The organism is Nonomuraea sp. NPDC050691, assembly GCF_040654455.1.
GTDB lineage: Bacteria > Actinomycetota > Actinomycetes > Streptosporangiales > Streptosporangiaceae > Nonomuraea.
In genome coordinates this window covers 130,263-142,353 of the sequence record NZ_JBFAIA010000004.1, presented here as the reverse complement: position 1 = coordinate 142,353, position 12,091 = coordinate 130,263, and the positions used below count along the sequence as shown (strand labels likewise).

Genomic DNA, 12,091 nt, shown 5'->3' with positions numbered 1-12,091 from the left:
GCGAGCGCGGTCGCGCAGGGCCGGGTGCGCGCCGAGGAGGCGGCGGCCGGCGCCACGCAGCAGGGCACGCGCGTGCCCGCCACGGCGGCTCCGCTGGCCACCGATCAGCAGGGCGGCAAGGCGGCCTCCCGGCAGGTGCCCGCGCCGCGTCCGGGGTCGGCCCCGCCGCTCAACCTCGGCGGCACGCCGGCCCGGGCGCGCGGCGCCGGGGCGGCCGGCGGGCCCCGGGCGGCGGGTGGCGTGACCGGCGGCGCTTCGGGCGCCTCGGGCGTTTCGGGTGCTTCAGGCGGCCGGGGTGGTTCGGGGGGCCGCGGCGGTTCCGGCGGTTCGGCGGGTGGCGCGGGGCCGCGCGTGTCCGGCGGCGGTCCGCGGGTGTCGGGCGGCGCCGGCGCGGCGTCCCGGCTGTCGGCCGCGGCGGGCGGCGGTTCTGGCGGTCACGGCGGCTCGGGCGGCGGTGCGTCGGGCTCCTCGGGCTCCTCGGGTGGCTCCGGGACCTCGGGTGGCTCGGGGGGCGGCTGGTTCGGCGGCCGGTCCGGTGGTGGCTGGGCCGCGCGCGGCGGAAGGCCGGGCGGGTCGGGCGGCTCCGGCGGCGGCATCTTCGGTGGCTCCGGGTCGGGCGGGTCGAGGTCCGGTGGGTCGAGGTCAGGCGGGTCGGGCGGTGGTCTGTTCGGCGGCGGCTCCAGGTCCGGTGGATCGGGCGGCGGGTCGAGGTCCGGCGGCGGTCTGTTCGGCGGCGGGTCCGGGTCACGTGGCGGGGGGAGCAGGAGCTCCGGCGGTTCCCGGTGGGGCGACTCGGGCGGTTCGCGGTCGTCGAGCCGCGGCTCCTCGGACGGCGGGATCTTCGGCGGGTCGTCGCGGGACGCGTCGCGCGGCCGGGCGGAGGAGCCGCCCCCGCTCTGGCTGCCCAGCCGGCGCGGCAGCGGCTCCGGCGGTGACGAGCCGCCCGTGCCGTTCTGGCTCAAGCCCGGCGGTCAGGACAGGGACTGACGATGGCCCAGTCCGGTGACAAGCGGGGGCTGGCGTTCGCCGCCATCGTGGTGGTGATCGCCGCCGTCGGCCTCTACCTCACCATGTGGCCCGGCTCCGGCGACTCCCCCGAGGAGGAGCCGGTCGCCGGGCGCACGCCGCGCAGCGTGGTGACCGTGCCGCGCAGCACGCCGCTGGCCACGGCGAGCAACGCCCCGTTCGACATCTACGCGTACCTGCCGCTGACGAAGGAGCAGCTCGCGGCGGCGGCCGACCTGGCCGAGCGGTTCACCGCCGCGTACGGCACGTACCGCTACGACGAGGACCCGGCCGCGTACGCCGACCGGGTCAAGACGTTCTCCACGGCCGACCTCGGCGCCGTGCTGGCGCGCACGCTGACCTCGCCCGGCACGGTCGAGCGCAACCGCGCCGACGAGGTGGTGTCCACGGGCACGGCCAAGGTGAAGGAGATCAGGTCGGTGGAGAAGACGTCCGTGGTCCTGGTCGTCACCGGCACCCAGCAGATCACCGCCAAGAGCGGGAACAAGCAGCTCATCGACGACTACGCGGTCACGGTGAGCGAGATGGGCACCGACTGGCGGGTCTTCGACCTCCAGCCCGCCGCGGAGGGCCAGGACGGGGACACGACGGGGTGAACCTCTCCCGTACGCGCGTCGCCCTGGCACTCGGCGCGGCCGGGGCGCTCCTGCTCGCGCTGGTCATCGTCTCGCCGATGCTCATGACCGGGATCCCGTCGTTCATCGGCAACGGCGGGGAGCAGCCCGACTGCGCCGGTGACGCGAAGGCGCAGGAGGCGTCCGACTCGGCCGGCTCCGACATCCCGCCCGACTACCTGGAGCTGTACAAGAAGAACGGCGAGAAGATCGGCGTGCAGTGGACGATCCTCGCCGCCGTGGGCAAACGCGAGACCGACCACGGCCGCTCCGACCTGCCCGGCGTCAAGAGCGGCACGAACTCCGCGGGCGCGGCCGGGCCCATGCAGTTCCTCATCAGCACGTGGGGCGGCAAGGCGAGGATCCCGGTGTCGTCGTCGGTCAGCGGCTACGCCTCCGACGGTGACGGCGACGGGATCGCCGACGTCTACAACCCGGCCGACGCGATCCTGGGCGCCGCCAAGATGCTCAAGCGCAACGGCGCCCCGGAGAACGTGCGGCGGGCGCTGTTCGTCTACAACCGGGCCTGGTGGTACGTCGACCAGGTCGAGGAGATCGCCCGCCGCTACGCCAAGACCGGCGAGGTCGAGACTCCTCCGGAGGCCGACGAGTCCTGCGACGACCCGCTGGTGGAGGCCGCGCCGAGCGAGGTGGTGGCCGAGATCCTCGCGTTCGCGCTGGCGCAGCGGGGCAAGCCGTACCTGTGGGGCGGCACGGGGCCTGACGCGTTCGACTGCTCGGGGATCATCTACGCGGCCTACCAGGCCGCGGGTCTGAGGATCCCGCGCACCACGTTCCAGCAGTGGCCCTTCGGCGTGAAGGTGTCGCAGGGGGATGAACAGCCTGGTGATCTGGTGTTCTTCAACGCGGGGCCGGGCACGTCGCCCGACAACCCCGGTCATGTGGGGATGGTCGTGTCGAAGGGGAAGATGATCGAGGCGCGGTGCCGGCTGTGCGGGCCGATCAAGGTGACGGGGTACGAGGGCCGCGGGAACATCGTGGGGTTCACCCGGCCGTTGCAGAATCCGGACGTCGTCGACCAGCTCAAGAAACTGCGGACGCTATGACGGTGGTCGTGGTGGCGGCGGTGATCGTGGATCCGGAACGCCGGGTGCTGGCCGCGCAGCGCGCGGAGCCGCCCGCGCTGGCCGGCGGGTGGGAGTTCCCGGGCGGCAAGGTGGATCCGGGGGAGAGCGAGGCCGACGCGCTGGTGCGCGAGTGCCGCGAGGAGCTCGGCGTGGAGGTCGCCGTGGGCGAGCGGGTCGGCGGCGACTGGGCGCTGGCCGAGGGGTACGTCATGCGGGTGTGGCTGTGCTCGCTCGCCGACGGCACCCCGGTGGCCAAGGAGCATCTGGCGTTGCGGTGGCTGGCCCCCGGCGAGTACTACGACGTGGCGTGGCTGGGGGCGGATCTGCCGGTGATGCGGGCGGTCGAGGACGTGCTGCGTACCCGCTGACCTGGCCCCCGATATGAACGATCCCCGCAGCACGCGCATTTGTCAGGAAATCGTGGGGTAATTCCGTCTTTACTGCGCCTTTTACCGGACTAAGATTCCTTTGACCATGGTTCCGGATCGCGCGGAGGGCACCGGTGGCACGCACGCGAGCGACGGCCGTTTCCGCGATGGTCCTGTCCTTGGGCCTGACCGGCATCGGCGCCGCGCCGTTCGTCATCCAGAGCGCCAGCGCGTCGGTGGTCGCCTACGATCCGGTCGTCGATCCGTGCGATCCCGACCAGGCCTGCGAGAGCACGCCCGAGGTCACGATCACGGTCACCACCACCCTCCCCACGCCTGAGGAGGAGCCGGAGACCACGATCACCCGGACGATCACCAAGTCGCCGCCCACCAGCAAGTCGGCCAAGCCGACGCCGAAGAAGTCCACGACCAGCGCGGCGCCGACCCCTCCGCCGAGCACTCCGACGCAGGACAACCTCCCGCCCGTGCAGCAGTCGGAGACGTCGGTGGAGCCTCCGAGCCTCTCGACGAGCTCGGAGCCCACGGAGGAGAGCGTGGAGCTGCCGAGCGTCGCGGGCACCGACACGCCCACGACGGCCCCGACCACACCCACGCCTCAGGACACGGCGACGAGCGAGTCGGTCCAGCTCGAGGTGCGCGCGGCCACGCCGGAGTTCGACCAGGCCGAGATGACGCGCAAGCTCAGCGTCCCGGCGCTGATCATGGTGCTGCTGGTGCTGTTCGCGGTGCTGATCTTCGAGGGGCGGCTGCGCCGCATGGCGCACGCGGCGGCCGTCCGCCGGGCCGGCCCGCCCCGGCCCGAGGTCGGCGGCCACGGCTACCCCACCGGCCCCGGCTATCCCAGCGGCCCCGGTTACCCGCCCGGTGGCTATGCCGCCGGACCCGGCTATCCGCCCGGTCCCGGCGGTTACCCGACCGGCCCGGGTGGTCCCGGCTACCCGACGGCTCCCGCCGGTTATCCCGCGGGCCCCGGCTACGCCGCCACGGGCATGCCCCCCGGCTACCCGGCGACCACGGCGTACGCGCCGATCCTCAGCTTCGTGCCGGTCCAGGCGTACCCCGGCGGCCCGGTCCAGTACGGGGCCGTCTACCAGGACCCCTCCACGTACGAGGAGTCCGGCCTCCCGGTGCTCCCGCCCCCCGGGCAGACCGGTCCGGCCCCGGCCCCCGAGCCCGTGGTGCTGCACCCGGACGACTACAGCAACGAGCCGGTGCGCGAGGAGCCCCAGGAGACGTACCGGGCGCCGTTCGAGCCGGCGGTCCCGCCGGAGCAGCCCCCGGTCGACATCCCGGCAGGCGGCGCCGGCCCGTACGCGGGCCCGTACCCGGGCCCTCCGGAGCACCCGGCGAGCCCGGCGGCGGGCGCCGAGACGGGCGACGCGACGCTGATCGATTACCTCCCGGGCCAGGAGCCCGACGGCGGAAAGCACCGCCGCACCCGCTGAAAGCGCGAAACGACGAGGCGGCCGGTGGAAGCTCCACCGGCCGCCTCGTCGCGCGGGTCACTTGGGGCGACGGAAGATCTTGTTGCCCAGCCACACCAGCGGGTCGTACTTGCGGTCCACCACGCGTTCCTTCATCGGGATCAGCGCGTTGTCGGTGATCTTGATGTGCTCGGGGCAGACCTCGGTGCAGCACTTGGTGATGTTGCAGTAGCCGAGCCCGTGCTCCTGCTGCGCCGACTCCTGGCGGTCGGCCACGTCGTACGGATGCATGTCGAGCTCGGCGATCCGCATGAGGAAGCGCGGCCCGGCGAAGGCCGGCTTGTTCTCCTCGTGGTCACGGATGACGTGGCAGACGTTGTTGCACATGAAGCACTCGATGCACTTGCGGAACTCCTGGGACCGCTCGACGTCGATCTGCTGCATGCGGTACTCGCCCGGCCGCACCCCCTGCGGGGGCGTGAACGAGGGGATCTCGCGCGCCTTCTGGTAGTTGAACGAGACGTCGGTGACCAGGTCCTTGATGACGGGGAAGGTCCGCATCGGCGTGACCGTGATCGTCTCGTCCTCCTCGAAGGTGGACATGCGGGTCATGCAGCCCAGCCGCGGCTTGCCGTTGATCTCCATGGAGCAGGAGCCGCACTTGCCGGCCTTGCAGTTCCAGCGGACCGCCAGGTCGGGCGCCTGGGTGGCCTGGAGCCGGTGGATGATGTCGAGGACGACCTCGCCCTCGTTGACCTCGACGGTGAAGTCCTCGAGCTTGCCTTCGCCGCCCTCACCGCGCCAGACCTTGAACTTCGCCTTGTAACTCATTTCGAAATCCCGTCGAACTCGGTCATCTCTTCGTCGGTGAGGTACTTCTTCAGCTCGTCGCGGTCGAACAGCGAGATCAGGTCGTCGCGCATCGACGGCTGGACCTTCTCCTCGACGGTGATCGAGGAGCCGTCGGCCGTGGAGCAGACCAGCAGCTTGCGCCGCCACTCGGGGTTCATGCCGGGGAAGTCGTCGCGGGTGTGGCCGCCGCGGCTCTCCTCGCGCAGCAGCGCGGCGCGGGCCACGCACTCCGAGACCAGGACCATGTTGCGCAGGTCGAGCGCGAGGTGCCAGCCGGGGTTGTAGATGCGCGACCCGGCGGCGCCGACCAGGCGTACCCGCTCCTTGAGCTTCTCGACGACCTCCAGGGCCTCGGAGACCTCCTCGGCCTTGCGGATGATGCCGACGAGCTCGTTCATGGTGCGCTGGAGCTCGTGGTGGACCTCGTACGGGTTCTCGCCGGTGCGCTGGAGCGGGGCCAGCGCCTCCTCACGGGCCTCGTCGAGCTGCTCCTGGGCGACCTTGGGCCGGGCGGGCAGCGCGTCCACGTAGGCGGCGGCGCCCGCGCCCGCGCGGCGTCCGAAGACCAGCAGGTCGGACAGCGAGTTGCCGCCGAGCCGGTTGGAGCCGTGCATGCCGCCGGACACCTCGCCCGCGGCGAACAGCCCGGGTACGGCGGCGGCGCCCGTGTCGGCGTCGACCTCGACGCCGCCCATGATGTAGTGGCACGTCGGGCCCACCTGCATGGGCTCGGCGGTGATGTCGACGTCGGCCAGCTCCTTGAACTGGTGGTACATCGACGGCAGCCGCCTCCTGATCTCCTCGGCCGGCAGGCGGGTGGAGACGTCGAGGAAGACGCCGCCCTGGGGTGAGCCGCGCCCGGCCTTCACCTCGGCGTTGATGGCGCGGGCCACCTCGTCACGGGGCAGCAGCTCCGGGGGCCGCCGGTTGTTGGCCTGGTCGGTGTACCAGCGGTCGGCCTCCTCCTCGGTGGTGGCGTACTTGTCCTTGAACACCTCGGGGATGTAGTTGAACATGAAGCGTTCGCCGCTGGAGTTGCGCAGCACGCCGCCGTCGCCGCGTACGGACTCGGTGACGAGGATGCCGCGCACGGACGGCGGCCAGACCATGCCGGTCGGGTGGAACTGGATGAACTCCATGTTGATGAGGTCGGCCCCCGCGAGCAGCGCCAGGGCGTGGCCGTCGCCGGTGTACTCCCACGAGTTGGAGGTCACCACGTACGACTTGCCGATGCCGCCGGTGGCCAGGACCACGGCCGGGGCGTCGAGGACGACGAGGTTGCCGGTCTCGCGCCAGTAGCCGAACGCGCCGGAGATGCGGTCGCCGTCTTTGAGCAGGCGGGTGACGGTGCACTCGGCGAAGACCTTGATGTAGGCCTCGTAGTCGCCGTGCTGCTCCTGGTCCTCCTGCTGGAGGGCGACGACGCGCTGCTGGAGGGTGCGGATCAGCTCCAGGCCGGTGCGGTCGCCCACGTGCGCCAGGCGCGGGTACTCGTGACCGCCGAAGTTGCGCTGGCTGATCTTGCCGTCCTTGGTGCGGTCGAACAGCGCGCCCCACGCCTCGAGCTCCCAGACGCGGTCGGGCGCCTCCTTGGCGTGCAGCTCGGCCATGCGCCAGTTGTTGAGGAACTTGCCGCCCCGCATGGTGTCACGGAAGTGCACCATCCAGTTGTCGTCGGAGTTGACGTTGCCCATCGCGGCGGCGGCCCCGCCCTCGGCCATGACCGTGTGGGCCTTGCCGAACAGCGACTTGCACACGATGGCGGTGCGCTTGCCCTGCTGACGGGCCTCGATGGCGGCCCGCAGCCCGGCGCCTCCCGCGCCGATGACGACGACGTCGTATTCGTGACGCTCGATTTCCACTGAGATTCCTTACGCGTACGGGAAGGCGATGATGCCCTTGGCGACCAGGCGGACGTAGAAGTCGGCGCCCATGACGGAGAACATCGAGGCCCACGCGAGGGGCTGGTGCTTGGCGTTGAGCTTGGAGACGAAGGTCCAGGCGCGGTAGCGGACCGGGTGGCGCGAGAAGTGGTTCAGCCGGCCCGCGGTGATGTGCCGGCACGAGTGGCACGACAGCGTGTAGGCGGCGATCAGGACGGCGTTGAGCAGCAGGATCCACGAGCCGAGGCCGAGCGGCTTGTGGACGAGCGCGAGGATCGCGTCGTAGGCGAGGATGGCGCCGATGACGATGGCACCGTAGAAGAAGTAGCGGTGCACGTTCTGCATGATCAGCGGGAGGCGGGTCTCGCCGGTGTACTTGCCGTGGGGTTCCTGGACGGCGCAGGCGGGCGGCGACAGCCAGAACGACCGGTAGTAGGACTTGCGGTAGTAGTAGCAGGTCAGCCGGAACCCGCCGGGCAGGCCGAGGATCAGCAGCCCGGGCGGCAGGGTGTACCAGTCACCGAACGGCGCCAGGCCGAAGAGCCGCGCCCCCTCGGGACACGAGGTCGCCAGGCACGGCGAGGAGAACGGCGCGATGTACTCGGCGCCGGGCACGTAGTACGGGGTGTCGAAGATGGCCCACACGCCGTAGACGAGGAAGGCGCTGAGTCCGAGGAAGGTCAGCAGCGGGGCCAGCCACCATCGGTCTGTGCGCAGGGTGCGCACCTTGATCTGCGCGCGCTGCCTTCTGACGGGCGCGTCGGACGTCGTCTGGCTCATCGGGGACCTCTCCACCTCCCGCGGACCCTCGCTCGCCTGGCTGGGGTCCGGGTCGTTCGCTGGTTGCGCGTGGCGCGGGGCGTCGTCTCCGCTCGGGCGCGCATTGGTGGGGGATACGTTACGACGCCCGCGTGAGCATTTGTGACAAGGGTCACTCACTTTTTCCATGACCCGCTGTGATTCCTGTCACGTCCACGCGTCAGAGGCGGTTCCCCTGGTGCGGCAACTTAACCACCGTGACGAAAAAATCATCTATTTGCCGGACAACTCGGATAAATTGCTCAAAATCCACCGGCTTGGTGACGTACGCGTTGGCGTGCAGCCGGTAGCCCTGGAGGATGTCCTCCTCGGCCTCGGAGGTGGTCAGGATGACGATCGGGATGGTCCGCAGGTCCTGGTCCTCCTTGACCTCGCGCAGCACCTCCATGCCGTCCATCCGCGGCAGGTTGAGGTCGAGCAGCACGAGGTCGGGCCGCGGCACGTCCCGGTAGCGCTCCTCCCGGCGCAGGAAGGCCATCGCCTGCTCGCCGTCGTTGACCACGTGCAGGCGGTTGCGCACCTTGTTGAACTCGAACGCCTCCCGCGTCAGCAGGACGTCGCCGGGGTCGTCCTCCACCAGCAGCACCTCGATGGGCCGGCCCTCCTCGTTCATGTGTCGTCACCGGCCTCGGCGGCAGGCTCCTCGGCCGCGGGAAGGGTCCAGCGGAACGTGGCGCCCGGCCCCGGGGCGTCGTCGTCGAGCCAGAGCCGCCCGCCGTGATACTCGACGATCTTGCGGCAGAGCGCCAGCCCGATGCCCGTACCCGGGTAGACGTCGCGCGGGTGCAGGCGCTGGAAGATCAGGAAGATGCGGTCGGCGTACTTGCCCTCGATCCCGATGCCGTTGTCCGAGCAGGCGAACTCCCACATGTCGTCCCGGCGTCCGGCCTCGATCCGGACGCGGGGCGGATCGTCGGAGCGGAACTTGACGGCGTTCTCGATCAGGTTCTGGAAGAGCTGCGTGAGCTGGAGCCGGTTGCCGAGCACGCGGGGGAGCGGGCCGGCGGTGACGCTCGCGCCGGCGTCCTCCAGGGTGGCCGACAGGTTGTCGAGGGCCGTGGACAGCGCCGCGCCGGTGTCGACGGGCGCCCGCTCGCCGCTCACCCGGCCCACGCGGGAGAAGTCCAGCAGGTCGTTGATGAGGAGCTGCATGCGTCTGGCACCGTCCACCGCGTAGTGGATGTACTGCTTGGCGCGCTCGTCGAGCCGGTCGCCGTAGCGCTGGTCCAGCATCTGCGTGAAGCTGGCGATCTTGCGTAGCGGCTCCTGCAGGTCGTGGCTGGCGACGTAGGCGAACTGCTCCAGCTCGCCGTTGCTGCGGCGCAGCTCGGCCGCCTGGTCCTCGGCGCGGCGCCAGGCGGCCACGATGCGCTCGCGCATGGCGTCGACGTGGCCGGACAGCTCGGCCAGCTCCGCCGGGTGGTCGATGTTCGGCCGGTGGTCGAAGTCGCCGGCCGCGACCCGGCGCACCTGCTCGCCCAGGCGGGCGATGGGCCTGAGCACGACGTACCGGACGACGAGGGCCAGCACCACGCCGGCCACCAGCGCGATCAGCAGGAGCACCACGAGGGCCACGTACAGCCTGGACAGGTGCACTTCCACCTCGGGGCGTGGCTGGGCCGCGCGGACCTGCTCGATGAGCACGATCGTGAACACGACCCCGATCACGAACGCGAGCGTGACCACCGAGCCCAGGACGGCGAACCAGCGGCCCATCGGCAGGCGGCCGAGCCCGGTGGGCGTGGGCGGCGCCGGCAGCGGCCGGATGCCCGCTCCGGCGCTCATGCGCCCCTCCCGCGCACGAGCAGCATGGCGAGGTCGTCGTCGGTCGTGCCCACGTGGTCGATGAGCCGGTCGAGGTCGATGGAGCCGTGCTCGCGCACCAGCTCGACGAGACCCTCCACGCCGAGCGGCCCGTCGCGCCCGCCGGCGGCGGCCTCGATGAGGCCATCGGTGTAGAGCATGATCGCCCAATCCTCTCCAAGGGGGACGTCGATGGCCTTCCACGCGGCGTCGGAGAAGATGCCGAGCGGCGGCCCGGACGGCGCGCCGTCGACCACGTCCACCACGCCGTCGCGCACCAGCACGGGCGGCGGGTGGCCGGCGACCCGCATCCGGGCCTGGCGCAGGTCGGGCGTGATCGTGGCCATGCACAGCGTCGTGAAGATCTCCGGGGCCTTGCGCTCGGCCCTCAGCAGCGCGTCGAGGGTGCGCAGCAGCCGCTCGCCGTTCTGGCCCGCGAGGACCAGCGTGCGCCAGGCGATGCGCATCGCGACGCCCAGGGCGGCCTCGTCGGGGCCGTGCCCGCACACGTCGCCGATCACGATGTTGATCGCGCCGTCGGGGGTCTGCACGGTGTCGAGGAAGTCGCCGCCGAGCAGCGTGCCCTGGTTGCCGGGCAGGTAGCGGGTGGACTGCTCGACCCGGTCGCCGCGCAGCAGCGCGACGGGCAGCAGCCCGCGCTCCAGCCGGGCGTTCTCCTTGGCGATCAGCTCGGCCTGGACCAGGCGGAGCTGGGCCAGGTCGGCCCGCTTGCGCTCCATGGCGTAGCGGATGGCCCGGGCCAGCAGCCGGGCGTCGACGTCCTGCTTGACGAGGTAGTCCTGCGCGCCGGCCTGCACCGCGGCGACCCCCACGTGGGCGTCGCGCAGGCCGGTCAGCACGAGCACGGCCGCGTGCGGCGCGAGCCGCAGCACCTCCCGCAGCGCCTCCAGGCCCGAGGCGTCCGGCAGCGTCAGGTCGACCAGCACGCACTGGACCGCGCTGGTGAGCTGCGGCCTGGTCTCGCGGAGGCTGCGCACCCAGATGATCCTCGGCGGCGCCTCCGCCTCCTTGAGCAGCTCCTCCACCAGGAAGGCGTCACCGTCGTCGTCCTCGACGAGGAGCAGCGTCAGGGTCTCGGAAAGGGATGCCGTCACACGCGGGCCTCTTCACAGCAGTAGGACTGTCGCAGCTCATTCTGCGATGAGCTCCACCCCTTGCGGAAGCGTCCCCTCGTGTCCCGCCTCGACCACGAACGCCAGGAGCGTCGCCCGGAACGCCTGCGCGGCTCTGGTCGGCTCCACGTCCCTGCGGTGCGCGAGCGCCACCGTACGGCTGAGCCCGGGCGGCGCGAGCGGCGTACCGGCCAGCCCGGGACGCCCGTCGAGGACCATCGACGGCACCACGGCCACGCCCAGACCCGCCTCCACGAACCGCAGCACCGCGTCCATCTCCCCGCCCTGCACGGCCAGCCGTGGCTCGAACCCGGCCTGCCGGCAGGCGGCCAGCGTGGCCTCCCGCAGGTCGTAGCCGCGCCGGAACATCACCATCGGCCGGGCCCGCAGGTCCTCGATGCGCAGGTACGGCTTGCGCAGCGGCTCGTGGGAGGAGGTCACCACGACCAGGTTCTCCCGCAGGATCTCCTCGGTCACCAGAGCCGGGTCGTCGCCCTGCAACGGCATGATGATCAGTGACAGGTCGATCTGCCCGCGGGCCAGCGCCCTGACCAGGTCGCGCGAGCCGCCCTCCTCGACCAGCAGCTCGACGCCGGGGTAGTCGCGGTGGAAGCGGGCCAGCGCGTCGGCCAGCAGCCCGGCGCAGAGCGACGGGGTCGCGCCGAGCCGCACCCGGCCCTTGCGCAGCCCGGCCAGCTCGGCGACCTCCTGGCGGGCGGTCTCGGCGTCGGCCAGCATGCGGCGGGCCAGGGGCAGCAGCGCCTCGCCCGCGGCGGTCAGCATGACGTTGCCGCGCGCCCGGGAGAACAGCGGGGCGCCGAGGTCGGTCTCCAGCGCCTTGATCTGCTTGCTGAGCGACGGCTGGGCGACCCGCATCCGCTCGGCCGCCTGGGTGAAGTGCCTGGTCTCGGCCACCGCCACGAAGTAGGAGAGTTGCTGCAACTGCATGTGATTTTCCTCGCACCGGCGCGCGCCGTTCGCGCAGGTTAGCCGTACAAACCAGACATCATAGCCGGAGGCTATGGAAACCAAGCCCGTGATGACTTGGACGGATCAACCC

At 71.7% G+C, this 12,091-nt stretch carries 11 protein-coding genes and 1 pseudogene; 5 read left to right on the top strand and 7 right to left on the bottom strand.

Annotated elements, in window-relative coordinates:
• The 5 genes and pseudogenes from AB0H81_RS03220 to AB0H81_RS03200 all read left to right on the top strand — a co-directional run.
• Nucleotides 1–987: pseudogene (locus AB0H81_RS03220) on the top strand (hypothetical protein); the annotation flags it as partial.
• A 2-nt stretch (nt 988–989) separates the two neighbouring features.
• Nucleotides 990–1,622 (top strand): hypothetical protein, encoded by a 633-nt coding sequence (locus tag AB0H81_RS03215; protein ID WP_358368472.1) that lies wholly within the window; start codon nt 990–992, stop codon nt 1,620–1,622.
• On the top strand, nt 1,619–2,707 hold the full coding sequence (locus tag AB0H81_RS03210) for an NlpC/P60 family protein (protein ID WP_358368470.1): 1,089 nt from the start codon (nt 1,619–1,621) through the stop codon (nt 2,705–2,707). Before AB0H81_RS03215 ends, AB0H81_RS03210 begins: the two co-directional genes overlap by 4 nt.
• Nucleotides 2,704–3,096: a (deoxy)nucleoside triphosphate pyrophosphohydrolase gene (locus AB0H81_RS03205; RefSeq protein WP_358368467.1), complete on the top strand. Its 393-nt coding sequence runs from the start codon at nt 2,704–2,706 to the stop codon at nt 3,094–3,096. Before AB0H81_RS03210 ends, AB0H81_RS03205 begins: the two co-directional genes overlap by 4 nt.
• A gap of 134 nt (nt 3,097–3,230) precedes the next feature.
• Nucleotides 3,231–4,562, top strand: a complete 1,332-nt coding sequence (locus tag AB0H81_RS03200; protein WP_358368464.1) for a hypothetical protein — start codon at nt 3,231–3,233, stop codon at nt 4,560–4,562.
• A gap of 57 nt (nt 4,563–4,619) precedes the next feature.
• Here the strand turns inward: AB0H81_RS03200 and AB0H81_RS03195 are convergent, their stop codons facing one another.
• From AB0H81_RS03195 to AB0H81_RS03165, 7 genes are all read right to left on the bottom strand, one after another.
• The gene (locus tag AB0H81_RS03195; RefSeq protein WP_358368461.1) at nt 4,620–5,372 is read right to left on the bottom strand and encodes a succinate dehydrogenase/fumarate reductase iron-sulfur subunit; all 753 of its coding nucleotides are present in this window, start codon (nt 5,370–5,372) and stop codon (nt 4,620–4,622) included.
• Entirely contained in the window at nt 5,369–7,255 is a 1,887-nt protein-coding gene (locus tag AB0H81_RS03190; RefSeq protein ID WP_358368458.1) for a fumarate reductase/succinate dehydrogenase flavoprotein subunit, read from the bottom strand. Before AB0H81_RS03190 ends, AB0H81_RS03195 begins: the two co-directional genes overlap by 4 nt.
• Nucleotides 7,256–7,264: 9 nt before the next feature.
• Entirely contained in the window at nt 7,265–8,056 is a 792-nt protein-coding gene (locus tag AB0H81_RS03185; RefSeq protein ID WP_358368455.1) for a hypothetical protein, read from the bottom strand.
• A 199-nt stretch (nt 8,057–8,255) separates the two neighbouring features.
• A complete protein-coding gene (locus AB0H81_RS03180; protein WP_358368453.1) occupies nt 8,256–8,708 on the bottom strand; it encodes a response regulator in 453 nt (150 codons plus the stop codon).
• Nucleotides 8,705–9,880 carry an ATP-binding protein gene (locus AB0H81_RS03175; protein ID WP_358368450.1) on the bottom strand — a complete coding sequence of 392 codons (1,176 nt, stop codon included), beginning with the start codon at nt 9,878–9,880 and terminating at the stop codon, nt 8,705–8,707. The genes AB0H81_RS03180 and AB0H81_RS03175 overlap by 4 nt, the downstream gene beginning before the upstream one ends.
• Entirely contained in the window at nt 9,877–11,013 is a 1,137-nt protein-coding gene (locus AB0H81_RS03170; RefSeq protein WP_358368449.1) for a fused response regulator/phosphatase, read from the bottom strand. The genes AB0H81_RS03175 and AB0H81_RS03170 overlap by 4 nt, the downstream gene beginning before the upstream one ends.
• A 36-nt stretch (nt 11,014–11,049) precedes the next feature.
• The gene (locus tag AB0H81_RS03165; RefSeq protein ID WP_358368446.1) at nt 11,050–11,979 is read right to left on the bottom strand and encodes a LysR substrate-binding domain-containing protein; all 930 of its coding nucleotides are present in this window, start codon (nt 11,977–11,979) and stop codon (nt 11,050–11,052) included.
• Nucleotides 11,980–12,091: the final 112 nt, after the last annotated feature.